The organism is Candidatus Rhabdochlamydia porcellionis, assembly GCF_015356815.2.
Taxonomy (GTDB): Bacteria; Chlamydiota; Chlamydiia; order Chlamydiales; family Rhabdochlamydiaceae; genus Rhabdochlamydia; species Rhabdochlamydia porcellionis.
Genome location: NZ_CP075585.1, coordinates 126485 through 153054 on the forward strand (window position 1 = coordinate 126485; position 26570 = coordinate 153054).

General features: G+C 34.7%; 23 protein-coding genes. 9 read left to right on the plus strand and 14 right to left on the minus strand.

Annotation, left to right across the window (positions count from 1 at the left end; genetic code table 11):
- Nucleotides 1-1584 (minus strand): peptide ABC transporter substrate-binding protein, encoded by a 1584-nt coding sequence (locus RHAB15C_RS00560; RefSeq protein WP_194845944.1) that lies wholly within the window; start codon nucleotides 1582-1584, stop codon nucleotides 1-3.
- Nucleotides 1585-1860: 276 nt separating this feature from the next.
- Between RHAB15C_RS00560 and RHAB15C_RS00565 the strand changes: the two genes are divergently transcribed.
- Together RHAB15C_RS00565 and RHAB15C_RS00570 are read left to right on the plus strand one after the other, a co-directional pair.
- Nucleotides 1861-3816, plus strand: coding sequence for an alkyl/aryl-sulfatase (locus RHAB15C_RS00565; RefSeq protein ID WP_194845943.1), 1956 nt, complete (start codon nucleotides 1861-1863; stop codon nucleotides 3814-3816).
- Nucleotides 3817-4560: a hypothetical protein gene (locus RHAB15C_RS00570; protein ID WP_194845942.1), complete on the plus strand. Its 744-nt coding sequence runs from the start codon at nucleotides 3817-3819 to the stop codon at nucleotides 4558-4560.
- Between the two features lie 57 nt (nucleotides 4561-4617).
- Here RHAB15C_RS00570 and rho read toward each other — a convergent pair whose 3' ends face one another.
- The 4 genes from rho to RHAB15C_RS00590 form a co-directional block, all read right to left on the minus strand.
- Nucleotides 4618-5892, minus strand: a complete 1275-nt coding sequence (rho, locus tag RHAB15C_RS00575) for a transcription termination factor Rho (RefSeq protein ID WP_281422379.1) — start codon at nucleotides 5890-5892, stop codon at nucleotides 4618-4620.
- 101 nt (nucleotides 5893-5993) lie between these two features.
- Entirely contained in the window at nucleotides 5994-6590 is a 597-nt protein-coding gene (gene coaE / locus RHAB15C_RS00580; protein WP_194845940.1) for a dephospho-CoA kinase, read from the minus strand.
- A 2-nt stretch (nucleotides 6591-6592) separates the two neighbouring features.
- Nucleotides 6593-9238 (minus strand): DNA polymerase I, encoded by a 2646-nt coding sequence (gene polA, locus RHAB15C_RS00585; RefSeq protein WP_194845939.1) that lies wholly within the window; start codon nucleotides 9236-9238, stop codon nucleotides 6593-6595.
- 44 nt (nucleotides 9239-9282) lie between these two features.
- The gene (locus RHAB15C_RS00590; RefSeq protein WP_194845938.1) at nucleotides 9283-10317 is read right to left on the minus strand and encodes a S49 family peptidase; all 1035 of its coding nucleotides are present in this window, start codon (nucleotides 10315-10317) and stop codon (nucleotides 9283-9285) included.
- A 135-nt stretch (nucleotides 10318-10452) separates the two neighbouring features.
- Here RHAB15C_RS00590 and RHAB15C_RS00595 point away from each other — a divergent pair, with 135 nt between their 5' ends.
- Complete coding sequence (locus RHAB15C_RS00595; RefSeq protein WP_194845937.1) at nucleotides 10453-11502, plus strand: mechanosensitive ion channel family protein; 1050 nt, start codon at nucleotides 10453-10455, stop codon at nucleotides 11500-11502.
- A 13-nt stretch (nucleotides 11503-11515) separates the two neighbouring features.
- Here the strand turns inward: RHAB15C_RS00595 and RHAB15C_RS00600 are convergent, their stop codons facing one another.
- Nucleotides 11516-12019: a CDP-alcohol phosphatidyltransferase family protein gene (locus RHAB15C_RS00600; RefSeq protein WP_194845936.1), complete on the minus strand. Its 504-nt coding sequence runs from the start codon at nucleotides 12017-12019 to the stop codon at nucleotides 11516-11518.
- Nucleotides 12020-12058: 39 nt separating this feature from the next.
- Nucleotides 12059-12685 (minus strand): DedA family protein, encoded by a 627-nt coding sequence (locus RHAB15C_RS00605; protein ID WP_194845935.1) that lies wholly within the window; start codon nucleotides 12683-12685, stop codon nucleotides 12059-12061.
- 139 nt (nucleotides 12686-12824) lie between these two features.
- Here RHAB15C_RS00605 and RHAB15C_RS00610 point away from each other — a divergent pair, with 139 nt between their 5' ends.
- The 3 genes from RHAB15C_RS00610 (at nucleotide 12825) to RHAB15C_RS00620 (ending at nucleotide 15613) form a co-directional block, all read left to right on the plus strand.
- On the plus strand, nucleotides 12825-13295 hold the full coding sequence (locus RHAB15C_RS00610) for a hypothetical protein (protein ID WP_194845934.1): 471 nt from the start codon (nucleotides 12825-12827) through the stop codon (nucleotides 13293-13295).
- A gap of 7 nt (nucleotides 13296-13302) precedes the next feature.
- Nucleotides 13303-13806: a peptide-methionine (S)-S-oxide reductase MsrA gene (gene msrA / locus RHAB15C_RS00615; protein WP_220716056.1), complete on the plus strand. Its 504-nt coding sequence runs from the start codon at nucleotides 13303-13305 to the stop codon at nucleotides 13804-13806.
- A gap of 235 nt (nucleotides 13807-14041) precedes the next feature.
- Nucleotides 14042-15613 (plus strand): hypothetical protein, encoded by a 1572-nt coding sequence (locus RHAB15C_RS00620; RefSeq protein ID WP_194845932.1) that lies wholly within the window; start codon nucleotides 14042-14044, stop codon nucleotides 15611-15613.
- A gap of 53 nt (nucleotides 15614-15666) precedes the next feature.
- On the opposite strand, the gene RHAB15C_RS00625 is transcribed toward RHAB15C_RS00620, so the two are convergent.
- The 6 genes from RHAB15C_RS00625 to RHAB15C_RS00650 form a co-directional block, all read right to left on the minus strand.
- Nucleotides 15667-17229: an Npt1/Npt2 family nucleotide transporter gene (locus RHAB15C_RS00625; RefSeq protein WP_194845931.1), complete on the minus strand. Its 1563-nt coding sequence runs from the start codon at nucleotides 17227-17229 to the stop codon at nucleotides 15667-15669.
- A gap of 101 nt (nucleotides 17230-17330) precedes the next feature.
- A complete protein-coding gene (locus RHAB15C_RS00630) occupies nucleotides 17331-18530 on the minus strand; it encodes a phosphoglycerate kinase (protein WP_194845930.1) in 1200 nt (399 codons plus the stop codon).
- A 14-nt stretch (nucleotides 18531-18544) separates the two neighbouring features.
- Entirely contained in the window at nucleotides 18545-19294 is a 750-nt protein-coding gene (locus tag RHAB15C_RS00635; protein ID WP_194845929.1) for a putative quorum-sensing-regulated virulence factor, read from the minus strand.
- Nucleotides 19291-19923: a ribosome biogenesis GTP-binding protein YihA/YsxC gene (gene yihA / locus RHAB15C_RS00640; RefSeq protein ID WP_194845928.1), complete on the minus strand. Its 633-nt coding sequence runs from the start codon at nucleotides 19921-19923 to the stop codon at nucleotides 19291-19293. Before yihA ends, RHAB15C_RS00635 begins: the two co-directional genes overlap by 4 nt.
- Nucleotides 19916-20398, minus strand: coding sequence for a tRNA (adenosine(37)-N6)-threonylcarbamoyltransferase complex ATPase subunit type 1 TsaE (gene tsaE / locus RHAB15C_RS00645; RefSeq protein ID WP_220716057.1), 483 nt, complete (start codon nucleotides 20396-20398; stop codon nucleotides 19916-19918). The genes yihA and tsaE overlap by 8 nt, the downstream gene beginning before the upstream one ends.
- Nucleotides 20368-21093 (minus strand): DUF2709 domain-containing protein, encoded by a 726-nt coding sequence (locus RHAB15C_RS00650; RefSeq protein ID WP_434062081.1) that lies wholly within the window; start codon nucleotides 21091-21093, stop codon nucleotides 20368-20370. The genes tsaE and RHAB15C_RS00650 overlap by 31 nt, the downstream gene beginning before the upstream one ends.
- A gap of 298 nt (nucleotides 21094-21391) precedes the next feature.
- Here RHAB15C_RS00650 and RHAB15C_RS00655 point away from each other — a divergent pair, with 298 nt between their 5' ends.
- Together RHAB15C_RS00655 and argS are read left to right on the plus strand one after the other, a co-directional pair.
- Nucleotides 21392-22504, plus strand: a complete 1113-nt coding sequence (locus tag RHAB15C_RS00655) for a Glu/Leu/Phe/Val family dehydrogenase (RefSeq protein ID WP_194845925.1) — start codon at nucleotides 21392-21394, stop codon at nucleotides 22502-22504.
- Nucleotides 22505-22512: 8 nt separating this feature from the next.
- Complete coding sequence (argS, locus tag RHAB15C_RS00660; RefSeq protein ID WP_194845924.1) at nucleotides 22513-24258, plus strand: arginine--tRNA ligase; 1746 nt, start codon at nucleotides 22513-22515, stop codon at nucleotides 24256-24258.
- On the opposite strand, the gene RHAB15C_RS00665 is transcribed toward argS, so the two are convergent.
- Nucleotides 24244-25233, minus strand: a complete 990-nt coding sequence (locus RHAB15C_RS00665; RefSeq protein ID WP_194845923.1) for a KamA family radical SAM protein — start codon at nucleotides 25231-25233, stop codon at nucleotides 24244-24246. The genes argS and RHAB15C_RS00665 overlap by 15 nt on opposite strands.
- 165 nt (nucleotides 25234-25398) lie before the next feature.
- On the opposite strand from RHAB15C_RS00665, the gene RHAB15C_RS00670 reads away from it, so the two are divergent.
- Nucleotides 25399-26457: an ABC transporter substrate-binding protein gene (locus RHAB15C_RS00670; RefSeq protein ID WP_194845922.1), complete on the plus strand. Its 1059-nt coding sequence runs from the start codon at nucleotides 25399-25401 to the stop codon at nucleotides 26455-26457.
- Nucleotides 26458-26570: the final 113 nt, after the last annotated feature.

A 26570-nucleotide genomic window follows, 5' to 3' on the forward strand; every position in this document is an offset into this window, starting at 1 on the left:
TTAATCCTTAGAAGGTAGCGGTAGTAATAATCGATCTCCCCATAACGGTATATTCAAGCGTGGATTTATGATGTAAACAAAGTCCACATGGTATAAAGGAATAAGAGGCATGTCTTTTAAGAAAAGCTCTTCTGCTTTTTCTAGAGTACGAAAACGTATTTCACCTTGCTCGTAAAAGGAGCGATCGAGTAGTTGAATGTATTCTGCATTTTCCCAATTTGTAAAATTCTTCGCGTAAGTTCTATATTTGAATCTCTCAAGAATACTCATGGGATCGTAATACATCGCGCTCCAAAGAGTATAGCACATGAAATAATCCCCACTTGTTAACTTATCTACAATAATTCTATAGTCCAAAGATTCTATTTTGATAAAAATGCCTAAAGCATCTAACCATTGTTGTTGGATGGCTTGTATGACCTTGCTTGTTACAGAAGAAAAAGACGGATAATATAAGGTAACTGAATCAAAGACATCTTTAGTAATACCTAGTTCTGCTATTGCTTCTTCTAGTAAAACCTTAGCCTGGGCTACATCATTGTCTTTAAAAAAAGAGCTACAGCGATTTTCTTTTAAACAAGGAGGGATCATATTTGTTGCAATAGAACTTGCTTGATAGACGATATTATCGACTAGTTCCTGACGATTAAGACTTAAGCTAAAAGCTTTGCGGATTTTAGGATGATGAAAAGGAGCTTTATCCGTATTAAAAGCAATGATCATAGTAGTAGGAGTTGATTCTCTAGAAACTTTCCATTTTTTCTCTAAATCGGGAATGGCCTCTAAAGGAATAGAGGTTAGAGAATCTCCAATGATGTCCACTAAACCCTTTTCAAACATTTGTAAAGTGGTTGTGTCGTTTTCAACCGTATGAAAAATAATTTTTTCTGGGTGTACATCTTCTGTCTTTCTATAATGAGGATTAGAGACAGCAATAATTTCATCTGCATGTTCCCATCTTTCTAATACAAAAGGACCATTGCATAAAAAGTTAGGGCCTGCATGATGAGCCCAATTAGGATTTTCCCTATCATTTTTGATATTGACAGGGGAAAAAACGCAAAAGGAAAGCAAATTAATCAAATAAGGAGTGGGCTTTTCTAAAGTAAGCACAAGGGTTTTTGCGTCTATTGCTTTAATTCCTACCTCATCAAGAGAAATAAGCCCTTTTTTTGCTAAATCTGCATTTTTTATCGGGTAAAATAGCTGAGCGTTCATCGAGGGAAAATTAGGATGTAAAATATCTTTCCAAGATTGCTCAAAATCATAAGCCGTGACGGGCGTGTTATTAGACCAAACCGTATCTCTTAAATGAAAAGTGTAGATGAGATGGTCTTCTGATATATCGTATGATTCGGCTTGAGCTAGTTTAAAACATTGGTTTGGGTAGAGTTTTACAAGTCCTTCAAAAAATAGAGAGTGCATTTGCGAAGAATACCAGTCTCCTCCCTTACGAGGATCCATTGTTTTTGGATCTGCTTTCATATTTAAGTGAAGCACTTGAATTTGTTTCTCTGGACTCTGACGTTTAATGAAAAAAAAAGCAGAAACGATAATAAATAGGAAAAATAGCATCTTTTTCATAGGAGATATCCTTGATGGATGTATCAAAAAAAAAGCAAGCATAATCCTTTATAAGATTATTTGTAAATCATAAAGATGTAATTTAATTTTAACTAAGGATAGGTTCAAAATAAGGGTTGGCAATATTGAGAAAGTTAATTTAATTTTCTTAAGATTTTTTAAATCAAGAAAATTTTTTAAGAATTTAATCAGAAATCTTAAGTGAAATATTTATAAAAAAAAAGAAATTTTTTATATAAAAGCTTTTACAGAGTTCTAAAAGATTATAGGTTTTTTATGAAAAATTTATTTGTATTTTTTTTATCAATACAGATCTTAAATGCATTACCAACTTCACTAACTATTGAAGAAAATCAGAAAATTCTCAAGGAATTTCCCTTTGATAACCAACAAGACTTTGAAGATGCCAATCGAGGTTTTATAGCTCCACTACCTAATAATGGCATTATTGAAAATGCAAATAAAGAGATTATATGGAATTTAAAGACATATGATTTTTTAGAAAATCCATCAGCTTCAGATAGTGTGAATCCCAGTTTATGGCGTCAAGGGCGACTTTTATGTAAAGCAGGCTTATTTCAAGTGGTTGATCGAATTTATCAAGTAAGAGGTGTTGACCTCTCGAACATGACTATTATTGAAGGAAAAAAAGGACTCATTATTATAGATCCTTTAATCTCTATAGAGACTGCTAGAGCTGCTTTAGATCTCTATTATCAACATCGTCCAAAAAAACCGGTTAAAGCTGTGATTTATACACATAGCCATATGGATCATTTTGGAGGAGTTCGAGGGATTATTACTCAGGAAGAAGTTCAAAAAGGAATGGTTAAAATCTTTGCTCCAGAAGGGTTTCTCCAAGCTGCTCTGGATGAATCTATAATGGCAGGCAATGCGATGGCAAGACGTGCTAGCTATATGTATGGAAACTTAATTAAACCAGGAGCTTATGGACAAGTAACAGCGGGACTTGGTCTTACTACATCTGTGGGCGAAACTTCTCTTATTTTGCCGACGGATCTCATTGTAAAAACAGGTAAAAAGAAAACTATTGATGGAGTTCGTTTTGTTTTTATATTTGCTCCCAATTCTGAAGCTCCTGCTGAAATGCTTTTTTATTTGCCTGATTTGAAAGCTCTTTGTGCAGCTGAGGATGCAACACATACTATGCATAATTTATATACATTGCGAGGGGCAAAGATTAGAGATGCAAGAGCATGGTCTCATTATTTAAATCAGACAATTGAAATGTTTGGAGAAAAAACGGAGGTGATTTTTGCGCAGCATCATTGGCCAACTTGGGGTAAAGATAGGATAATTGATTTTTTGGAAAAGCAACGAGACCTGTACAAATATATACATGATCAGTCGTTGCATTTGGCAAATCAGGGGTATACCATGTTAGAAATCGGTGAAATGATCAAACTTCCCAAAACACTCAGCCAAGAGTGGTATAATCGCGGTTACTACGGAACTCTTAGTCATAATGCAAAGTCTGTTTATTGCTTTTACTTAGGATGGTTTGATGGAAATCCTTCAACTCTACATCAGCTTCCTCCTATAGAAACAGGGCAAAAAATGGTAGAGTATATGGGAGGAGCGGATGCTATCTTAGCAAAAGCACAGAAAGATTATGATCAGGGAAATTATCGTTGGGCTGCTCAGGTATTAAATCATCTTGTTTTTGCTGAGCCTTCCAATGAAAAAGCAAAAAATCTTCTTGCAAGTGTTTTAGAGCAGCTTGGTTATCAATCAGAAAATGCTACATGGCGTAATTTTTATTTAACAGGAGCGCAGGAATTAAAAAAGAGGATAGAGAAGGGTCTTTTTATTTCAGGAATTAGTCCAGATGTCATTAAAGCTATGCCAACAGAGTCTTTGCTGGATTATTTTGCTATTCAATTAAATGGACCACGTGCAGCGGATCAGCAGATTTCTATTTATCTTGAGCTGCCAGATGTAAAAGAAAAATATCTCCTTCAAGTAAAAAATGGAGTTTTACATTATTTCCCTAAGAAAACTATTAAAGCGGATGCAACAATAATCATGAAGCGAGCGAACTTTGATCAAATCATTTTAGGTACACTAAAATTTAAAGAGGCAGAAAAAACAAAAAAAATAACTATTAAAGGAGATCGGCAAATATTAGAAACCTTTTTATCTCTTTTTGATACTTTTGATTTTTGGTTCAAAATTGTTGAGCCTCAAGAAGGAAATACTTTGTCTAAGTAAATGAAAAAAATACAGGTTCTATGTTGTTTGGCTTCTGTTTTGCATGCGGCTGAGGAAAATACAGGTCAAGATTTTACTCAGCCTTTAAGGCGTTTTGATGTCCGATGGAAATATGATCAGTTATTTGGAGGTTCATATAAAAATACCCTTATAGCTAGATTTGAGGTACCTTGCCAATTTGAAAATCAATGGAAAGCTAGCAGTCGTCTTGATATTCCTTACGCCTGGTTAAATCAAGGATCAGATCAAATAGAAAATGGTTTAGATGATATTCTTTTTCAATTGCTATTCATTACCTCTGCTTATGGAAAATGGACATTGGGCTTTGGTAGTCAATTAATTTTCCCTGCAGCAACACCATCTAGCTTAGGATCCGGCAAATACCAAGCAGTGCCAACATTTGGTATTAAATATGACTTAGCTAGTTGGATGAATGGAGCTTGGACAGCTCTTATGATTAGGCAAGCGTGCAGCTTTGCAGGGCAATCAAATCGAAACTCTATTAGCCAGGTTTATATCCAACCCATTCTTAATATCGATTTACCTAGAATGTGGTTTTTGTATTTTGATCCTGAAATCAGATTTAATTGGATCACGCATAAATGGTTTGTTCCTTTCAATATAACAATGGGGAAATTGATCACTCCCAAAATTGTTTTCTCTGTTGCATATAAAAGAGCTATCATTCACGATTTTCCGCATTATCGACAAGAAGTTGAGGTTCGGATTGGTTTTTTCTTTTAAATGTAAAGAGTACACACATCTTAATAAGGAATTAAGATGTGTAATTTAAAGCAAAAATTATTCTTTCATAGTGAGAAGAAATTCAGCATTGCTACCGGTTTTCTTAAGACGGCCAAGTAGTAAGTTCATAGCATCTAAAGGAGCTAAATCTGCTAATGCTTGACGCATGACATAAATTTTTTCAAGCTCTTCTGGATGATATAAAAGCTCTTCTTTACGAGTTCCACTTTTAATCAAGTCAATAGCTGGCCATACTCGACGATCGGCTAAGCGTCGATCTAGAACTAGTTCCATATTTCCGGTTCCTTTGAATTCTTCAAAGATTACCTCATCCATACGAGAACCAGTATCAATCAATGCAGTGGCAATAATTGTTAGAGATCCGCCTTCTTCTACATTTCTTGCTGCACCGAAGAATCTTTTTGGTTTATGCAAAGCATTTGCATCGATTCCTCCTGTTAAGATTTTACCAGAATGTGGCTGAACTGTGTTATAAGCACGTGCTAAACGGGTTAAAGAATCTAAGAGAATAAGTACATCATGACCATATTCAACAAGCCGCCTTGCTTTTTCAATCACCATTTCAGCTATTTGAACGTGTCTTTCGGGAGGTTCATCAAAAGTAGAGGAAATCACCTCTCCTTTGACGCTACGGATCATATCAGTAACCTCTTCTGGGCGCTCATCAATTAATAAGACCATGAGAAATACTTCTGGATGATTGATAGCAATAGAATTAGCAATAGTTTGTAAAATCATTGTTTTACCAGTGCGAGGAGGGGCTACAATCAGCCCTCTTTGCCCTTTTCCAAAAGGAGCTGTTAAATCAAGAACTCGTGGACTGAGTTTTTCTTTACCACATTCCATCACAAGGCGAGCATCAGGATAAAGAGGGGTAAGGTTTTCAAATAAAATGCGGTCTCTTGCTTTTTCAGGAGATTTGTTATTAATTTTTTCTACTTTTAATAGAGCAAAGTATTTTTCTTTTTCTTTAGGAGAACGGATGGTTCCATATATCGTATCTCCTTTCTTTAAATCAAAACGACGAATCTGTGCTGGTGAAACATAGATATCTTCAGCAGAAGGAAGATAATTATAATTAGGAGAGCGTAAGAAGCCAAATCCGTCTGGCAGGATTTCAAGGACTCCTTCTCCTACCAAAACCTCTTGAGGTTTTTCAGATAAAAACTTTACAATTTCAAAAACCATCTGAGATTTTGTAAGCGCGCCGAGATTTTTTAGACCAATATTGCGTGCAAAGAGTGTAAGTTGGTCCATATTCATTCTTTGAAGATCTGCTATTTTCGTAATCGACTCGACGGGAGTGGTCATAGAAAGAGAAGAATTGTTTTGTTCTGGGTCCTGGAACCCTTGAGTGGTGTCTTCGTTTGTCATTGAAGTTAAGGCTCCTTCGTTTAAATTGCCCATAAATTTTATTGAATGGTTAGCAAGGAATACAATTTAGCCACTTGGTCTTTTAGGTGGGCTAAGCTCCCATTGTTTTTAATCACATAGTCAGACTTTTTTGCTTTGTTTTGAGGATCGATTTGTTGAGCCATGCGTTGCTCAAATTCTCTTATTGTTTGATGTGTTTGTTTGATGAACCGCTCTTGGCATATGGATAGATCGGCTGTAACTGTAATGACAATATCAAATTCGTCTTGTTTAAATAGTTCATAAAGTAAGGGAATCTCAACTATGAATAAAGGGTATTTACCTGCTTGCTTAGCATGTTGATATTCTTTTTCAATCTCAGTATACACAACAGGATGAATTAATGCTTCTAAGGCTTTTAAAAGTTTTACATCAAGAAAAGCTTGTTGTGCAATTTTTTTTCTATTTAAAGAATTATTTTCAACAATGTTTGGACCAAATAATTGGATAATCTTCTGCCCAATTATGCCGTTTGGTACTAGTAAATTATGGGCAATCTCATCAGTACTTACAACAAAGGCGCCCAAGTCTTTAAATACATGGCAAACAGTTGTTTTTCCAGAGGATAGCCCACCAGTTATAGCTAGCTTTTTCAAGTTTAACATTCACTCCAATTTTTTCCAATAGCAATATCTACTACTAAAGGAACTTTTAAAGACATGACATTCTCCATAATCCGTTTTACCTCTTTTCCCAGTAATAAAGCGTCGTGGTCAGGAGCTTCAAATAAAAGCTCGTCGTGAACTTGTAGAATCATTTTAGCTTTTTTAAAAGACTGTTTTAAATAATTATCTACCTGGATCATCGCTAGTTTAATTAAATCTGCAGCACTTCCTTGAAGAGGGGTATTAATGGCTAATCTTTTTGCAAATGCTCGAATAGAGGGGTTTTTATTATGAATCTCCGCAATAGGACGCTGACGACCGGTGATGGTCACAACTTTACCTGTTTTTCGAGCGGTTTCTTCACAAAATTCAATAAAATCTTTTACTTTTTGATAACGCTGAAAATACGTTGCAATAAAGGTTTCTGCCTCTTTGTAGGAAATATTAAGATCTTGAGATAAGCTAAAAGCTTGTTTTCCATATAAGATTCCAAAATTAACCGCCTTTGCTTGATAGCGCATAGTGGGAGTTATTTCTAAAAGAGGTACTCCAAAGACCAAAGAGGCGGTATAACTATGAATATCTTCTTGATTATTGAATGCTTGAATTAAAGCAGGATCTTCTGAGAGATGGGCTAAAATTCTTAGCTCAATTTGTGAATAATCAGCTGATAAAAAACTATAATCGGTCTCTTGAGGTTCGAATGCCTGACGAATTTTTTTTCCTTCTTCTGTTCGAACCGGAATATTTTGTAGATTGGGATTTTGACAAGATAGCCTCCCTGTTGCTGCTGTGGATTGATTGAATGTACAGTGAATCCGTTTTGTCATAGAGTTTACCTGTAGAGGTAATGAATCGGCATAAGTAGAACGCAGTTTTTCAAGAGTGCGGTATTCTATGATTTTTTTAACGATGGGATATTCTTCTTTAAGTGCATCCAGTACATCTATAGATGTAGAGTAACCTGTTATTGTCTTTTTAGGAGGTTTGATTTGTAATTTTTCAAATAGAACAGAGCTTAATTGTTTAGGCGAATTCAAATTGAATTTCTGACCTGATAATTCATAAATTTGCTCTTCAAGATGTAAAATCTTAGAAGACAGGGCAAGAGATGTTTTTTCTAAAGTTTTTATATTTACATAAATACCATTGCGCTCCATTTCTGCAAGAACAAAAATCAAGGGGATTTCTATTTCTGTAAATAAAGTAAATAACCCTTGTTCTCGTAATTCTGGTTCTAATTGTTCTTTTAATTGCAGAGTGCAATCCACATCTTCACAACAGTAATCCTTTATCAGATCAAGGGGAACGTCTAACATAGATGTTTGTTTTTTCCCCTTACCTATTAGGTTTTCAATAGGTATTTTTTCTCTGCCTAATCGTTGTAGAGATAATTCGTCGAGGTTGTGTCTTTGTGTATTAGGATGTAACAAATAAGAAGCTAACATTGTATCAAAGTAAATCGATTGTAGAGAAATGGTTTCATTTTTTAGTACATGCAGATCATATTTGATATTATGTCCTATAAAGCTAATTTCTTTTTTTTCTAAAAGAGGTTTGATTTTCTTAATGACCATTTCTTTACTTAAAAATCCATTTAAAGGGATGTACCAAGCATGTCCTGCTTGAATAGCAAATCCAATCCCTACCAGTTGGGCTAGTATAGGGTGTAAATGAGTTGTTTCTGTATCTATGTAGATCTTTGTTTCTTGTTCTAATTTTTTAAGAAGCCTTTCTAAGGATTCTGCATCATTGACTAAAGAATAGTTTTTTTGAGGAGTCTTTGTATTAAGAGGAAGCTCTTTTAATAAAGAGAGAAAATGCATCTCTTGAAAAAATTGCTTAATTTTAGAAATATCAGGATTTTTAAGTTGAAAAAAAGATGGTTGAGTAGGGATATCAATATGTATATCAATTGTTGCGAGTTGTTTGCTCATCAAAGCAATCTCTTCTTGTTGAGTGAGGATTTTTCCTTTTTTCCCTTTGATCTTATTAGTATTTGCTAAAATTTCTTCTAGAGAACCGTATTGATTAAGCAACAAGGACGCTGTTTTTGGTCCAAAACCTTCTAATCCAGGAATATTATCAGAGGTATCGCCTGTTATAGCTAGAAAATCAACGATTTTTGATGGTTCAATTCCATATTGATCTTTTACTTTTTGTTCATCGATTAATAGGTTATTTTTGTGTAAGTGAATGATATGGATTTTATCTGAAACAAGTTGGCACAAATCTTTATCACTGGAACAAATAAATACTTCGGATCCTTCTTTTTCAGCCCATTTTGCAATACTTCCCATTGTATCATCTGCTTCGATTCCCTCTATGGATAGGAAAGGGATTCCTGCGATTTCACAAAAGTATAGAGCCCTTTGTAATTGCTCCACTAAATCTAGCGGCATAGAAGTACGATGGCTTTTATATTCGCTATAGATCTTAGTTCGTGATTTTTTATTATCTGGACCATCAAATACACAGATTACATAGTCAGGAGAAAAATCTTTCATTAATTTATAAACAGAACGAATAAACCCATATAACGCATGAGTAGATTCTCCTTGTAAATTGGTCATAGGAGAAATGGCGTAATAGGCTCGAAACAAAAAGTTAACCGCATCGATAATATAAATTTTATTCATGAATATAAAAAATCCTCCCTACTTTTAGGGAGGAAAAAGCAAGGTTAAAGAAGTTGTCCTGGTTGATAAAGATAGAGAAATTTACCTTCTAATTCTGGATGAAAAGGAGAAAATAAATGACTCATTTTTTCTATAAAAGAACATCTAGCCTGAGATAATTCTGATAGAAAATTATGAGCGATTTGTATGGTCATCACTTGATAAGATTCTAAGTTTGCTTGGCTGGCAAGTGCTTCTAGAGCTTCATTATAGTTGCTATTTGCAACGTCTATATAGCCATATTCCAATGCTTCTTCAGATATAAATACATGAGCGCCATAATCAGAAAGGAGTTTTTGCTTATTTAAAGCAGGACGTGCTGATGTGACAAGATTAACAAATTGCTGATACATGGCAGAGGTTAAATTGCGGTAGGAGAGATCTTCGTCTGTTTTCCAAGGTCTAAAAGGGTTTAAGGCATCTTTATCTTTACCTTGTGTAATTGTCAAAGCCTCTATTCCGTAACGTTGCATCAAAGTAGAAAAGTTAAAAGTTGGACCAAAACGCACTCCTACAGAGCCTATAACACTAGTAGAAGAAGCAAACACTTTATCTGCAGAGCAGGCAATATACATACCACCTGATGCACACATACCATCTACATAAGCATAAACAGGTATTTTATGTTTTGTTTTAAAGTCCATTATAGCATGATAAATCCCATCTGAATCTGTTACGGCTCCTCCTGGTGTATTTATGTGGAGCAAAATCGCCTTTACTCGATCGTTTTGCAATACCCCTTCTTGGGCATCGAGTAATAAAGAAGTGATTTTTTCTGTGGTAAGATTTTTCATACCTATTATTCCAGAGATATTTAACTTCAATATGACATCGGAAGTAGGGCCTAGTAGTTGTCTTTGTCCTTTGGCATCTGGGCTGAGCAAAAGCGTACTTTTTTCTGGTTGTATATAGGGAGAAGAAAAGCTGATTAAACCAAATAAGAGAAGCATAAGGGCTGTAAAAAAACCGATAAAAACAGCAAAAGAACGAAAAAAAGAACGAATAGTAGAAGCTATAATCGATTCTCTAGGGTAGTGCATATTTCTTATCTCCAAATAGATATTATGGGTTCTTGAATCTTAGAGAAGTATAGCTTTTTGATCCAGCTTTTCACCTTGTCTAAGAAAATCACATAGAGTATATACTAGGATTTACTTTTTTATAGAGCAATAGACATGATTAGTTTTTCTTTTGCAAATTTGCAACGGTTTTGGTGGTTAGAAATTGTAATCTATCTTGGGTTACTCACTTTTATCAATTTTTTTCTTAAGAAAACCTTTAAGAAAATAGCAAAGCGTTTTCCTATAGATCGATGGAAAGGTAGGATTGATAATATTTTTTATTTACCTAGTTCTTTTTTTCTATGGGCTTGCGGTATTTGCTTAATTATTTCTTTTATTGCAGTTCATTTTCAGCTTTCTCTTGTCTATCAATACAGTTATTCTTTTTTTAAAACGACCGTTATTTTTACTCTAGCCTGGATATTTCTGCGCTGGAAAAAGGAAGTAGAAAAAGATCTCCTCTCTTTTAAGCATACTATCAAAAACATTGATATGTCGCATGTGCATATGATAGGTCGATTAATTTCCATTGCTGTCTTCTCTATATTTTTTCTGGTTATTTTGCAAATTTGGGGCTTAGATACGGTTCCGTTAATGGCGTTTGGAGGAGTAGGTGCCGCAGCTTTAGGATTTGCAGCTAAAGAGGTTATTGCCAATTTTTTTGGGGGTATGATGCTTTGGATTAATCGTCCTTTTGTGTTAGGCGATTACATTTCCTTGCCCGATCGTGGAGGCTTAGAAGGAGCTATAGAGGAAATAGGCTGGTATTTAACCGTAATCAGAGATAAAGATAAGCGATTGATTTATTTACCCAATGCCATTTTTTCTACGGCCTCTGTTGTTAATATATCGAGGATGAGTCATCGACGTATTCAAATTACGGTGGGTATTAGAAAAGAAGATTTTGCGAAGCTAGAGGAATTGACACGAGTTTTAAAAGAAGTGTTTGAAAAACATCCATCGGTAGATGCTTATTTACCAATTAATGTGGTTTTCTCTTCTTTTGGGGCTTACTCATTAGATTTATTTGTAGAAGTTTATACTAAGCAGATAAGATATAAACAATATTTAATAGTAAAACAAGAAATTTTATATCTTTTGTATAAAACAATTCAGCAACTGGGTGTTCAAGTTCCTAATCCTATAATGGCTATTGAAAAATGATTTAAGAGCTATTTTATTTAACAACTAATAGTTGTCTTTTAAAGAGTTCTACAAAAGCTAAAAGACCGAGCGTTATAAATAGAAGATATAAATAAGAAGGGAATCGGTAGCCTATAGCTAATCCAATTAAAATAAAAAACTGCAGAGCTGTGGATACTTTACCCCATCGAATGGATTCAAAGCGGTATCCCTCCCAAGCAGATCTAAAACTTAAATAGAGTCCGAATAAACACAAGAAAAAATCACGTGAAACAATTGCACAAGCTTGCCAGATAGGCAATCTTTTTTCCATCAGCAAAATAGATAAAATAAAAAATACAAAAAATTTGTCCATGGCAGGATCTAAAATAGCTCCAAGCCTTGTAACAGCTCGACGCTTGCGTGCTAAGTAACCATCTACAATATCGGTTATCATGGCTAGGATAATAGCAGTAATACGTACAGGAATGCTTTCATACAAAAACAAAAATGCTAAAGGAGCACGCAAAAGTGATAAGCTATTTGATAAACCAATCATAATTAGATTTTTTGACTCATTTTGATTTAAAAGCTAGTTCTAGTTTGTAGAAGGATTCGTCTTTTGGACCCTTTTCCATTGCTTATACCAAATTCCTGCAATTACCGTCACACCGAAAACTATCAATACAAAAATATTAGCAGTTTTAAAGCGCTGCCATATAACCGTATAAAATTGACTAAAACTATAAAATAAATAAAAGCAAATCCCGCTCCAAATAAGACAGGCAAAAGCATCTATAAAGATAAATCGAAAAAAATTAAACCGACTTATTCCAGAAGACATAAAAATGCAATTACGTATTCCAAAGGGAATAAAACGTCCGATAAGAAGAGTTAAAAACCCATATCTTTCATAAAAATTTCTGATTTTTTTCATCCGATTTAAATGAAAGATCGATTGAAACCATTTAAATCGAGATAGCTGTGAGCCAAAAAGACGTCCCATCCAATAAGCACACCAAGCGGAAAAGTAACAGCCAAGGACAACACTTGTCAATAAATGCCAAGTGTGTTCTGGCAGAATAGTAGCAGAGATAAAAGCACTGAGCAAAATCAACAAATCTGTACTTAACGGTATATTAAAACCGGCTAAAATAATGGCTCCAAATACATACCAATGCGCATTATGAGCATGACGCGTAATAAGTTCTAATAAATAGTCCATAGCCTTTCTTTTATACCATACTTTCCATTAATTGGATATTTGTTCAGACAAAATATACAGTAAAAACTCAGATTTGAGCTTGTATGAAAAAAAAATTTATTATATCCCAGTAAAGGATATCCTTTAAAAGAGAGGAAATATGCTTTTAAAAAGATATAAAAAACTCATTGTTTTAAGCGTAGCCATTGTCATTTCTTGTTTTTTATTATTGGCTATTTATGGAAAAATGTTTCACCCTTCTGAAAAAATCAAGAAGCTAGAGCATTGGGTTAGTTTTTTCGAAATATGTTTTATTATAGCTCTTTTTATCTGTAGAAATCATTGGTACATATGGGTGATTACAGCTGTAGTTTTTGCTTCATTTGCTGGGTATTCCATTTTTTGGTATAGCATTAAGCTCCCTTGTGCTTGTATGGGGACACTCATTCCTCATGCTTCTTCTTTATATTTTTTTTTAGATCTTATCTTTTTTGCTCTTAGTTTAAGCATGGCGTATCTTTTACAAATAAAACGTTCTGTTCTCTATTTTTGGGGTTTTTTAGGAGGGACTTTTTTTTTAATAGGCTATGCTTTTGCGGAGAAAATTTATCAAAAGTTTATTCTATTATAAGAGGGATATGGAAGAATTAGCGACTTTTGCAGGAGGATGTTTTTGGTGTATACAACATGATTTTGATCATTTGCCGGGTGTTTTACAAACACAGGTTGGTTATACTGGTGGAGATACAAAAAACCCTAGCTATGAAGAGGTTTGTTCTGGAAGAACAGGGCATGTAGAAGCTGTTCAAGTGCTCTATGATCCAAAGCAGATTAGCTATGAAAAACTTCTAGATTTTTACTGGCATCATATTGATCCTACAAGATCTGATGGTCAATTTTGTGATATTGGCTCGCAATATCGGCCAACGATCTTTTATCACAATGCGCAACAAAAAGAGTTAGCAGAGTTTTCTAAAAATGAACTGCATTTATCTTGTTTAGTACAAATTTTGCCAATACAAATCTTTTATCCAGCGGAGCTCTATCACCAACAGTTTTATAAAAAAGATCCTGCAAAGTATCAGTCTTATTCCTTCTATTCAGGAAGAAAAGAGAGATTAAAAGATTTATGGGAAAAGTAGATATCTAGAGTAACATTTCTGCTTATACGACCTCTTGCGGATTTATCTTTAAATCATTAAATATTATTTTCATTGCTTAAGAAAAAAGAAGTGTTGCTGACTTCTTTTTCTTTAACTAATTAAATTCAATTCACAGTTATATTTTAGTAAATAAGTCAGGCATTTTTAGCCTTTTTTTATTGTCTTAATAAATAAAACTCGATATTTTATCTTGCATTATTATTTTAGAGATAACATGTGTATTATTTCAAATTTTTATCTTTCATCCCGACTTAATGCTGCCTCGGGCTCTTTTTTTGAAAAAGCAGGGGATTTTTTGCTTGCTCCTGCTAGAGTGCTTTTTGCAGGAAAGGAAGTTGTGGTTCTTAATGATGGTTCAATACATGCTATGAATTCAATGGAATTTTTTTACCTCACTTTCCCATTGCGACATAATGGCAATATGGAGCACTTGTCAATAGTAAGAAGGACGATAAAAATAATGGCGATAGTAACGCTTCCTTTTTCTCTTATAGGGGCTGCTATTAAGCTACCTTGTTTTAAAGATGAAAATTATAGAAAGTTTTGCGTGCAAAACCTTCCTCAAAACCCTTCAAAAGTTGTTGAAATATTTGACCATGTTTTTTCTATACGATTGCATGCGATAGAAATGACAAATGTCTTAAGTAGTTCTCTTATTTTTCTCCATCCTTCTTTGGCTGATCTTAAGTTAAGTGAATGTGCATGCGTAGAAACAAAAGCGTTTCATCGTTTTAAGAGTCCTAGAAGAAACAATCTCGAAAAAGCAATTGTTCAACGTTTAGCTGAAATTCATCCTGATAAGAATCAACCTATACGCTTGCTTAGTATGGGAAGCGGTGGGCTTATGTCTGATTTCATTACTTTGGAAAAGCTTATCCTTGAAGGATTTAAAAATATTATTATTGATTGTGTAGATCCAGAAAGAATTGATTCTAAAAAAATCGAAGGAGTTAGAGATTTTTTTAGTAAATGTTCAGGTATATCAGTTAGCATTCATGCTTATCAAAACATCAAGGAGATTCAGAGGGAAAAAGGAAGTTATTCTGCCGTGCTAGCAGTTGATTATGACAAATTTGATGCTTCTAAGGATGCTTTTATAGATCTTATAAAAGCTCATAGCTTCCTTAGTGAAAATGGGTTTTTAGCATTAGGGTTTGGCGATAGTGATACTCTTTCTGGAAAAATGATGGAAATAAGAGCACTTACTTCTTCTTGGGTTGGAAATTTAATGTCGGAATTAACTCAACATCTCAAGCAAAAAGATGAATTTATGATAGCCTTTCCAAGTTTTGCATTTGCAGATAATCTTAGCATTTTATTATATCCAGTATTTCTTGCTGTTGAAAAATCAGGAAAATCTTATAAGAAGATTTCTATTGCTACTCTTTGTGAAAAAGAAAAAAGTCCTCCGAAGTTTGCTGATTTCGAACACACCTTTCCAGGGCTAGCTAAATACATAGCAGTTGAAGTGGAAAGCAGTGGAAGAACGTTTGAAGCTGTGTGTCAAGAGTGGGAGCAATTTGGGGAAGAGAAGATAAGAAAATCTAGGGAAAAATTTAAAACTCTGATTCAAGTTCTTTTTTCAAATACAGAGACGGAACTTTGCTACCATGAGCAAGGCAAAAAATACGATCTTTTTTTTACGGGATCTGAAGAAGAAGAGTTTGTATCTAATACTTATCCCACTCTATTGCATAAAGAAGCAATAGTTTATGTTCTCCAGAAGGGGATAGGAGCTATTCATTCACAAAAAGGGAGCGAAAGTATTCCGATTTACAAAAAATAGATAGAAAATGGAAGTCAAAATATTATAATAAATCATTTTTTATGATTGCTGATTTAAGTTTTGCTAGACTCAGCAAACACAGGTCCTGCAGATGGTTCTTCATCGGGATCTTTTAATGTTGCTTGATGGGCAATGAGGTTATCAAATTGATGGCCTAAAGAACGAACCGATACCATCCAAGCACTGATTACTCCTAAGAGAATAATAGCAACATAAGGGGTGCTAAGAGTAACGGTTCCGAAGAACATAAGAAGAGTTTGGTGGATGAGAGAGCCTCCTGATTTTCCAAGACGTGATCCCACGCCATCAATAGCTGCTTTTCCTTTTTGCTTACACTCTTTGCTTAAAGGGGTAAAAGCCATTTCTTTGGTTACATCAAATAGGGTGTATTTAGAAGCTCTAGCTAAGCAATTTTGTAGGGAACCAAAAAATACACAAAGAGCCAGAGGGGTAACTCCTAAAAAAGCAGAAATAGAAGCAAATCCTACATCTTTGAAGAAAAAACAAGCAAAAAAAGCAACTCCAGTAAATAAAAGAATAAAAGGGGAAGCTAAAGCGCTAAAGGTCCAACTAAAGCGCCTAATAATCACACTGGAAATAAAAATGCTAGTTACCGTAGCAACAATACCGATCCACTTGAGAATTTGCCCCATGTAAGCGTTAAAGTCAGCAGGGTTGGGATAGAGTTGTTTTACTTGGTCTTTCCATACCACTTCGATCAAATTAATTGCGATATTGTAGGTTATCACAATAACGGCAATGCAGATAAGATAAGGAGACTTAGCTAGATAGCCAAAGTTTTTACGCATGCCCATTTTAATTTTTTCGTTTCCATTTTGAGCACAGTAACTTTCTGAGTTATAACCTTGTTTCTTTTTATGCATGTAGCGGAAAATCGACATACATAAAATCCCATTTATAATCACTAAAGAAGTAAGAAAAAAAACCGCTTGATCCCAGGCATTATTACCAAAAGGTAAGAAAGAGTGATAATTTAAGTGAGACATCGACGTAGCAACTTGACCAGCAACAATACCTGATATATTAATTCCAATTCCAAGTAAGCCATAATAGCGTTTAGCATCACCAACAGAGGTTACGTCATTAGCAAATCCCCAGAGTAAGACTGTCATAATAATTGTGCTCCACATCTCTGACATAACGTAAAATAGGGTGAATGTCCAATTGCGAAATAAAGCAATAAAGCCTTGAAATCCCATAGGTAGGGACTGTTGTATGCGATCGCTTAAATGGTGTGGATGCAGTATGTCTTGGAAAGGATATAGAAAAAAGAGAAATATTGTAAAAAACCCAATAAAGATGCTCATCATAGCATAGAAGGTTTTTTCTCTAGAAAGACGATTTGATACTCTAGTAAATAAAAAAGTAAATAAAAAGGCCATAGGGACAATGGCCCAAACCTTAATAAAAGGGAGGGCTTCTGCGCCAGAAGAAGGGGCTGTTATAACAAGAGCATCTTTTGTAGCTCTTAAAAGGCTGTAATTGAATCCAATGAGGAAAAATAGAACTAAAAGGGGGACAAATTTGAGCAACTCATGGCGATAAATTGGCCATATACAAGCACGTAACTTGTTAAATTTTGCTGCCGCAAACATATTCCTGCCTTAAAGTTGCTTTAGATTATAGCCTTTTCTACTTATTTTTCAATAATTAAAAAAAAAAGTAGATAAAAGGCAATTATTTAAAATATTTTTATTTAACTATCGGATAATCCATCTATCCCAGGCAAGCGCCCAAGCTCTAGGTATTCTAGAGAGGCCCCACCTCCTGTTGAGATATGCGAAAAGGAACTCGTAAGATGTAATTGATTGATAGCAGCAACTGAGTCTCCACCGCCTACTACTGAAAGAGCTTTTGAAGAAGCAATGCATCGAGCAATTGCTTCTGTTCCTTTTGCAAACGCAGGAAATTCAAAAACTCCTAGAGGGCCATTCCAAAATATAGTAGCAGCTTTTACAAGTGCTTTTTCCCAGATAGTAATTGTTTCTGTTCCTATGTCCATTCCTTCCCAGCCATCTGGGATTCCTTGATTAACTTGGATGTATTTGCTATTTGCATCTTTAGCAAAGTTATCGGCTATTAGCAAATCTACAGGTAGCCAAAGCGGCAGCTTTTGATCTTTACAGTTTTTGATTAGTTGCAGGGCTTCATCTAGCTGATCTTCTTCACAAATAGAATTTCCAATTTGATAACCTTGGGTTTTTAATAGAGTGTAAGCCATCCCTCCTCCAATAAACAAACCATCTACTTTTTTTAAGAGAGACTTTAACACGCCCAGTTTACTTGAAATTTTTGCTCCACCAATAATTGCATAAAAAGGATGTTGTGGATTTTGTATCAAAGAATTTAAGGAATTGATTTCTTTTTGCATGAGAAATCCCATAGCGGATTTACCAAGAAAATATTTTGTAATAGCAGTGGTAGAAGAATGTTCTCGATGTGCTGTTCCAAAGGCATCATTTACATATAAATTTCCAAAACTAGCTAGTTTTTTAGCAAATTCGGGATTGCTTGAAGGGTTTTCTTCTGCTGGATCAAACCGTAGATTTTCCAATAAAAGTATTTGATTTGGTTGTAGATGAGCTGCTAGGTTTTGTGCGCTAGGGCCTATGCAGTCTTTAGCCATTAAAACCGGATGTTTGAGTAAAAGGGCAAGGGCTTTGGCACAGGGTTTTAATGAGAGTTTCAGATCGGGTTTCCCTTTTGGTCTACCAAGATGACTCATCAAGATAACAGATCCTTTGTGATTTAATATATATTGGATAGAATCTAGTGCTTCTTTAATTCGCGTATCGTCTGTAATGACTCCTTCTTCATTTATAGGGACATTGAAATCGACACGCAAGAGTACTTTTTTATTCTTTACATCAAGCTGTTTTAAGGAGAGTTTATTCATCAGAATGCTTTTTTTTAAAGTGAAGAAAAAGGGTTTGCTTCTTGACAAAAGCGCGTACCTTGTTTGCGTTTTTTTAGTTCGTGGTGGATGGAAAAAAGTAAATCTTGATCAAAGTTTTGGCGCGCAGCCCACCGTAGATATTCAATAGGTATTTCAGAAAATTTACGTCTTTTATGTTTTCCAAGGGGCATGGTTTTTAATAAAATAGGTCTTTTTAAGCGTTCGAGGATTTGTGTGACTGTTTTATAACGTTTAGCAAGAAATTTAAACACTTCAATGTTTACTACAACATCATTCATAGCTCGATGAGCACCTTCTTCTGCGATATTAAAATGTTTGCGTAACATTTCTAATGAGTTGGTAGGACTTTCACCATATAAACGGGCTAATCGCAAGGTATCTAAATAGCGAATAGAGGAAAGATTATTGGGAACGGCATACTTTTTTGCAGAGGCATTTAAGAAAGAGATATCGTTAGTAATGCCATGGCCAATAATAATATAATTGTCGATAAGTTCAAAAATGCGAGGTAGAATCTCTTGAATTTTTGGCTTTCCTTTTACCATTTGATCCGTAATATGGTGAATAGCTGTTGACTCTTCTGGTATAGGGAAAGAGGGTTCAATTAATGTTTCAAAAGAATCTATAATAGTATCGAAATTAAAGCGTGCAATAGCGAATTCAATAATTTCATCTTTGTCTGGATTCAGCCCAGTTGTTTCGCAGTCTAGGCAAACAAACACATCTTTGTGAAGTAAGGTCATGATTTTTCTTGGAGTAATGATTTGATCTTTTCGGTAAGAGCTATTCTGTTTTGTGGCTTCTTAATAGAGCAAGTTAAAAATTCAAAAGACTGCATTGGGGAAACAGAAGAGAGTATTTTAGAAGCAGTATAGGTTTGTTTTTTTATTTCTTGGATTTTTAGTTTATCGCTTTTGGTAAAAATGATTAACAGGTTTTTATGGTAAAAATGAGCCCATTTGATGAAGTTTAAATCATCTTCAGTAAAAGATCGTCGAATATCTACTAGAAATAAAATCAAACGCAAACTCGAGCGCGTTTTTAGATAGAGATCAATTAATTCGCTCCATTTTTCTTTGGTTTTTTTATCTACTCTTGCATAGCCATAACCAGGAAGATCTACTAAAAGAAATTGCTGATCAATGGTAAAAAAATTAATGGTTTGTGTTTTTCCTGGCTTTGAAGATGTTTTAGCAATAGTATAATTATTAAGAAGGTAGTTAATTAGAGAGGATTTGCCCACATTAGATTTTCCTACAATAGCAACTTCTTTAAGAGGTTTCTTTTGTGGGTTGTTAATAGAGGGAAAGTCAGAAACACAAGCAGCAGCTGTGATAAATTGTGCATTATAAAAAAAAGATTTTTTAGACATACAACCCCAATATTACAATTTGCCTTTGTGTTTCATGAAGATGGGTAATATAGATACGAATGGTTTCTTTAGGTAGTAAACAATCAATTTTTTCAGCCCATTCCAAACAGCAGAGCCCTTTTAAGTAAAAGAAATCATCAAATCCAGCAGATACAAACTGTGTTGCATCGAGAAGGCGATAAAGATCAAAATGATACACAGAGGAAAGTTTTCCTTGGTAAATATTGAGATAGTTAAATGTTGGACTGCAAATATCTTGAGAATCAATTTCTGCAGCACCATGAATAATTCCTTTGAGTAGCGTTGTTTTTCCCGCTCCTAGGTCTCCAAATAATCCAATTATCGGGTGTAAGCCCATAAGAGATGATCCGATTTTCTGTCCAATGCAGAGCGTTTCTTGAGCCGACCTACTAATAAAACTCTGCTCCATCAAAAAAATCTCTTTTAAATCTCTTCCTTCTCTTCTTCTAGCCATAACTCTACAAAGGCAGAAAACTCATCATAATTAGCAAGGGTTTCTACAAAAGCATTAATTTTTCCTTCTTCTAAATGAGTCTGTATAAAAGACATGAAGTGCTCTTCAATCTGATAACGATTTTGACTAGGGACCTCTTCTAACGGAATATCTTTTAGCTGATTTTGAACAAAATCTTGAATTACCGCTTCTTTACTATTAAACAATTTACCAGTAACAGCAGAAGAAAAGACAATTTTTTTTATAGGTTCTTTGCGTTTGACAATGTAGTTTTTTATCACATCGAGGTCTTCTGACACCAAGAATCTTTTTGCTTTCAATCCACCGACCCGTTCGGTGTTTTCAGGACATTTAGAAACCCAATCGTAGATGGCATCTTGAGGGTTAGGGTGTGTGTTATCTGCAAATACTTTTCCTGTAAATGGGCATATATAAATTTTTTTACTCTGTTCGTTAACACTTTGCTGTCCATATTGAATTTTAATTTCTGTTTCACGCCAGAGCTTACCCACTTCTTCCAATCTATGGATAAGGTCTTCTCTACTCTGATAGATCACTTTATCTCGTATAAAAAGCACAGGCTTTAAGTTAAATTTTTTTTCTAAAAAAAAGAGATAAGTTGTGATTAAATCCGCTTTTTTATTCTTTTTTAAGAATCTAAGCATTTCGCTTTTAATAGTTTCTGGAATTGCAATAGCCGACATTTTTCCCTCTACATTCAAATCAGTAAATTTGTAGAAAAGAAAAGAGTATCTTAGGATCTATTTAATATTCAAGTTAATGTTCGAGAACTATTGGTCCTCTAAACATAATTGCATTTGTAAGCACTGTGGCTCTTAACAGACAAATAATTTGTAGATAATCATTTCTGTTTATGTTATCCTATCGTGAAAATGTTTATTTTATCAGATATTGTAAACAAAAAAAATTATTTTTAATGAATTGTTTTACAAAATGTAAAAACCTCTGTTAGCTATTTGTAGGAGGCATATAATGGCCCAAGCCTGTGAAAAAACGCTTGCTTTAGAAGAAGTTTCGGTTCCTGGTTATGAAAAAGTAATCAGAGTATTAAATGCGGAAGTAGGGTTGCATGCAATTATTTGTATACATTCTAGCGTTATAGGTCCTGCTTTAGGCGGTATACGCATCTATCCCTATCCCAATGAAGAAATGGCTTTAAAAGATGTTATGCGCCTTGCAAAAGCCATGACTTATAAGTCTCTTCTATCTGAGTGTTCTTGGGGAGGAGGCAAAGCTGTTATTATAGCAGATCCTAAGATGGATAAGACAAAAGAACTGCTTTCTGCTTTTGCAGAAGCTGTACACCAACTTAAAGGGGAATACATTTGTGCAGAAGATGTAGGTTGTTCTCCTGAAGATGTTCTACTTATTAGTCAAACTACTCCTTATGTAGTAGGCCTACCTCATGAAAAAAGTAGTGGAAATCCAGCTATTTTTACAGCTTGGGGGGCTTTTAGAGGGATACAATCCGTTCTAAAGAAAATATATAGTTCTTCCGATTTAAAAGGTCGTAAGATAGCCATACAAGGTATAGGTGCAGTAGGTTTTGAATTAGCTATGTTTCTTTTTTGGGCTGGAGCTCATCTTATAATTAGTGATCTGGATCAAAAAAGATGTTTGGAGCTTCAGAAACTCACAGGTGCTGTTATTCTTCCTGCGGAAGAAATCTTAAAAGCAGAATGCGATGTATTAGCACCTTGTGCTATGGGTGGGATATTAAACTCTCGCACGATTCCTTTATTACGCTGCTTAGCTGTTGCTGGTTGTGCTAATAACCAATTACTTAATGATAACGATGCTGACGAGTTAGCTAGTCGTGGTATTTGGTATGTTCCTGATTTTATTAATAATGCAGGGGGATTAATCAATGTATCACAAGAGCTAGAGCCAGGAGGGTACAACCCTATTCTAGCTCGTAACCGTATCGATCGTATTCCTGACCTGCTCACGATTGTTTATGATATTGCTGAACAAAATCGTTTTTCCACTCATAGGGCAGCTCTTTCTCTTGCTGATTATCGTTTAAAGTATCAAATTGGCAAGCGTATAGAACCTCCTTATTTCCATCACGCATCCTTGAGCTAATTTAATGTATGACTCATTTAATTAGTTTAATAAAGACAAAAGTAACCCAGGCGATTACTAATCAGTTTTCTGCTGAAATTACAGACCCTATGCTTTTGAAAGCAGAAATTACAGAGAGCACACAGCCTCAATTTGGACATTATCAATGTAATAGCGCTTTAAAAATTGCTAAAATAGTGAAGAAGAATCCTAGGCAGATTGCAAAGCAAATTGCTGATGCAATAGATCTTTATGACCAGATGGGTCATAGAATGATTGAAAAAATAGAGGTTGCAGGCGCTGGTTTTGTCAATATTTTTTTATGTCCCAATTTTTTAGCTAAACGAATCGAGTCTATGTTCTTAGATGAGCGCTTAGGAGTTCCCTTAGTAAAGAAAGAAAAAATCATTGTAGAATTCTCTTCTCCTAATATTGCAAAAGAGCTGCATGTTGGGCATTTGCGATCGACGATTATCGGTGATGCTCTAGCTAGGTTGTTTGAATTTTTAGGTTATGAGGTACTACGTTTAAACCATATAGGAGACTTTGGCACGCAATTTGGCATGCTGATTGCTTATATTCAAAAATATGAATGGAGTGCTTTTCAAGAGGCAATAAGTCTTTCCACTTTAATGGACTGGTATAAAAAAGCAAAATTTCAGTTTGATCAAGATAAAGAATTTAAAAAACTGTCACAGCTAGAGGTGGTAAAATTACAACAAGGAAATAAAAGTTCTTTGCAGATTTGGGAAAGAATTTGTGGGGTTTCCAAGACTGCTTTTCAAGAAATTTATCAGCTTTTAGATGTTCGTTTGGTAGAAAGGGGAGAGTCTTTTTATAGTCCTTATCTTGCACAAATCGTTGCGGATTTAGAGCAAAAAAGGTTAGTTACGATATCTAATGGAGCAAAGTGTATTTTCTTAGATGGTTTTACAGGAAGAGATAACACTCCTTTTCCTATGATCGTGCAAAAGTCAGATGGAGGCTACAATTATGAAACCACAGATATGGCGGCACTTTATCATCGGGTACAAAAAGAAAAAGCTGCTCGGATTATTATTGTAACCGATGCAGGGCAAAGCTTACATTTTGCCATGATTTTCAAAGCTGCTGAAAAAGCTCATTACTTTGATCCTAAACAATTGCAGTTAGATCATGTCCCTTTTGGTGTTGTATTAGGTCCTGATAGGAAAAAATTTAAAACTAGATCTGGGGAGACTGAAAAGCTGATCGATCTATTAATGGGAGCTATTCAAAAAGCTAAACAAATCCTCAAGACAAGGCTTCCCCTTCTAGAGGAAAAAGAATTAGAAAAGAGCGCTAAAATTTTAGGTATAGATGCCGTAAAATATGCAGATCTTTGTTGTCATAGAATCAAAGATTATGTTTTTAGCTACGATCGAATGTTAAAATTTGAAGGAAATACCGCTGCCTTTTTACTATATGCTTATGTGCGTATTCAAGGGATTAAGCGTAAGGTAGGAAAAGAAGCTGTAAAAGGACCGATTGTACTTTCTCATCCTTCGGAAGTGGCAATGGCTTTTCATTTATGTCTTTTCCCAGAAACACTGCAAATGATGTCGCAAGATCTTCTGCCTAATCGTTTATGTGATTATCTATACGCCTTAGCAGAAAAGTTCCATGCTTTCTTCCGTGATTGTAGAGTAGAAGGCAGCATTGAAAAAAATAGTCGATTATTGCTATCAGAGGTAACAGCTCAGGTTTTAAAAAAGGGATTGTCTATTTTAGGTTTGCAAACATTAGAAAGAATGTAGATCAATAGAAGTTTTATTCGGCTGGTTAGGGATCTCTTGAACATACTTGGGAATGCAATACCCAGGAAGCCTAGCAGAGAGCTTGTTGATTAGTTCTTGTCCTTTTTCTATAGATGTTTCGAAATGTTGTGTACCTTTTACACGATCGAGCTGATGTAGGTAGTAAGGTAAAATGCCGTGGTTGCTAAGCGTAGTAAATAAATCGGCTAATACTTCTATGTCGTCATTGATTTGATGTAATAAAACCGTTTGACAAAGTAGGGGAATCCCCAGGTTTTGAATCTGCTTCAGTGCTTGAAAAATAGCATCGTCTAACTCTTTTGGGTGATTGGAATGTATGACAAAAATCACTTGTTTATCCAAATCAGAAAGTAGAGAAATGAATTCAGCATCGATTCTCTCAGGAATCCCAATTGGAAAACGTGTGTGAAAGCGAATCTTTTGAATATGAGGAATTTGATTTAATTCCTGTAATAGGCATTTAAGTTTTGCATTGCTTAGCGAAAGAGGGTCTCCTCCACTTAGGATAATTTCTGTTAAGCTTACGTCTTGTGCTAATTCTTTGAGCTCTTTGCTAAAATCCATCTCTTCTTTTTCATAGGCGAAATTTTGTCGAAAACAATACCTGCAATGCATAGCGCAAGCGCTTGTGCATAGAAGTAAAGCTCTTCCTGTATATTTATGCAGAAGCTTAGAGGTTTTTGTAAAAGAGCTATCTAAAACAGGATCAGATACAAATAACGGGTGATTTTGGAGCTCTTGTTTAAGTGGAAGAAACTGCAGAAGTAGAGGATCTTTCCAATCACCTTTTTTTATTTTTTGTGCTAATCGATAAGGAATATTAAGTACAAAATGAGGAGAAATGAGTACTTTTTTTTCCGCTTCTTCTAAAGGAAGTTTTAAATAGGAAAGTAAAGGCTTCCAATTGGTAAAATTATTTTTTTGTATAGTTCTCCAGAAAGATATTTTTGACATAGGTTAAAACATGGGTAATTTTCTAAGACATTCTATGGTCTTATTGATTTAGAATCAATTTATTACCATAAAAACTAGATTTAAGTTTTTTAAAATGCTATGCAATAAAACAGTTTAATCCTAAAATTAAAACCTTCTTCCCCAAAAGATATAATAAAGGTTTTTATGCCCAAATCCCTTACTCGAGTGTTCGTTATCTCTATTTGGATTTTTTTATTAGCATGTTTCTTATATGAACCTAAATTTTCTTCTACTTCCAAAGATTCTATTAATGTCTTTACATGGGGTGGTATTTTAAATGAGGAGATCATTCAAAGCTTCGAAAAGAAAACAGGCATTAGAGTGAATATCAATAACTACTCCTCTAACGAAGAATTGATTATGAAGCTAAAAGCAACAGAAGGGCAAGGCTATGATCTAGTCATACCCTCTGATTATGCAGTGAGCATTTTGATTAAAAACCAATTAATCAAAGAATTAGATCGAAAGCAACTACCCTTCTTTCATCAGTTCCTTCCCGGATTATTAGGGCATTTCTTTGATCCGGAAAATCGTTATTCTATTCCACTTTCTTGGGAAGTTTTTGGATTAGGGATTGATAGAGACTTTTTCATTAAGACTTTTACCCCTTCTTGGAAGATGATTTTTGATTCAGAAGTAGTAAATTATCGCATTGTTATGGTGAATGATCCCATTGAAGCTATTGAAATAGCTGGATTTTATCTATACGGTCCCATTTCTTCTCTCTCTAAGATTCAAGCTGAAAAAGTCAAAGATCTCTTGATACAACAAAAATCCTGGGTAGCAGTCTATGCAAACGAGAGGGCAGACTATTTTTTAGGGACTAAAAGCTCTCCTTTAGCGGTGGCTTCTAGCTCTTATATTTTTCGCTCAAAGCGCAATTTTAGTTTTATTGATTTTGTTGTTCCTAAAGAAGGATCTTTTATTTCTATTGAAAATCTCTGTATTCCTAAAACATGTGATAAAGAGGCTTTGGTCTATCAATTTATCAACCATCTCTACCAAAGAGAATCTATACGCGTATACTGGGATTCTTTTAGGCTTTTCCCTGCTTTAGATGACGAGCAAGATCTGGATTTCGATCCTCAAGCATATAAGATTTTTTATGGTTTAGCAGAAGACTTTAAAAAATATCATTTTTTTAAAAGCCTTCTTCCTCAACAGAAAATACGAGATATTTGGGTGGAAGTTAAAGTCAATTGACTTTAATTTAGATATTTGTATCTTTCATTTTTTGCTCTCTTGAAGCATGATTTTTGATCCAAAAGAGATTGCTATAGTTTATGCCCTAAATTTACAACAACCTCACTACCGGT

Excerpts from the sequence above, each read along its gene's own strand:
- RHAB15C_RS00600 (WP_194845936.1), bottom strand. The coding sequence starts at position 12,019 with ATGATTGGTTTATCAAATAGCTTATCACTTTTGCGTGCTCCTTTAGCA.
- yihA (WP_194845928.1), bottom strand. The coding sequence starts at position 19,923 with ATGTCTAAAAAATCTTTTTTTTATAATGCACAATTTATCACAGCTGCT.
- RHAB15C_RS00665 (WP_194845923.1), bottom strand. The coding sequence starts at position 25,233 with ATGTCAAAAATATCTTTCTGGAGAACTATACAAAAAAATAATTTTACC.
- RHAB15C_RS00605 (WP_194845935.1), bottom strand. The coding sequence starts at position 12,685 with ATGGACTATTTATTAGAACTTATTACGCGTCATGCTCATAATGCGCAT.
- RHAB15C_RS00670 (WP_194845922.1), top strand. The coding sequence starts at position 25,399 with ATGCCCAAATCCCTTACTCGAGTGTTCGTTATCTCTATTTGGATTTTT.
- polA (WP_194845939.1), bottom strand. The coding sequence starts at position 9,238 with ATGAATAAAATTTATATTATCGATGCGGTTAACTTTTTGTTTCGAGCC.
- RHAB15C_RS00595 (WP_194845937.1), top strand. The coding sequence starts at position 10,453 with ATGATTAGTTTTTCTTTTGCAAATTTGCAACGGTTTTGGTGGTTAGAA.
- rho (WP_281422379.1), bottom strand. The coding sequence starts at position 5,892 with ATGACCACTCCCGTCGAGTCGATTACGAAAATAGCAGATCTTCAAAGA.
- argS (WP_194845924.1), top strand. The coding sequence starts at position 22,513 with ATGACTCATTTAATTAGTTTAATAAAGACAAAAGTAACCCAGGCGATT.
- RHAB15C_RS00565 (WP_194845943.1), top strand. The coding sequence starts at position 1,861 with ATGAAAAATTTATTTGTATTTTTTTTATCAATACAGATCTTAAATGCA.
- RHAB15C_RS00625 (WP_194845931.1), bottom strand. The coding sequence starts at position 17,229 with ATGTTTGCGGCAGCAAAATTTAACAAGTTACGTGCTTGTATATGGCCA.
- RHAB15C_RS00635 (WP_194845929.1), bottom strand. The coding sequence starts at position 19,294 with ATGACCTTACTTCACAAAGATGTGTTTGTTTGCCTAGACTGCGAAACA.
- msrA (WP_220716056.1), top strand. The coding sequence starts at position 13,303 with ATGGAAGAATTAGCGACTTTTGCAGGAGGATGTTTTTGGTGTATACAA.
- RHAB15C_RS00620 (WP_194845932.1), top strand. The coding sequence starts at position 14,042 with ATGTGTATTATTTCAAATTTTTATCTTTCATCCCGACTTAATGCTGCC.
- RHAB15C_RS00655 (WP_194845925.1), top strand. The coding sequence starts at position 21,392 with ATGGCCCAAGCCTGTGAAAAAACGCTTGCTTTAGAAGAAGTTTCGGTT.
- RHAB15C_RS00610 (WP_194845934.1), top strand. The coding sequence starts at position 12,825 with ATGCTTTTAAAAAGATATAAAAAACTCATTGTTTTAAGCGTAGCCATT.
- RHAB15C_RS00630 (WP_194845930.1), bottom strand. The coding sequence starts at position 18,530 with ATGAATAAACTCTCCTTAAAACAGCTTGATGTAAAGAATAAAAAAGTA.
- RHAB15C_RS00590 (WP_194845938.1), bottom strand. The coding sequence starts at position 10,317 with ATGCACTACCCTAGAGAATCGATTATAGCTTCTACTATTCGTTCTTTT.
- RHAB15C_RS00570 (WP_194845942.1), top strand. The coding sequence starts at position 3,817 with ATGAAAAAAATACAGGTTCTATGTTGTTTGGCTTCTGTTTTGCATGCG.
- RHAB15C_RS00560 (WP_194845944.1), bottom strand. The coding sequence starts at position 1,584 with ATGAAAAAGATGCTATTTTTCCTATTTATTATCGTTTCTGCTTTTTTT.
- tsaE (WP_220716057.1), bottom strand. The coding sequence starts at position 20,398 with ATGGCTAGAAGAAGAGAAGGAAGAGATTTAAAAGAGATTTTTTTGATG.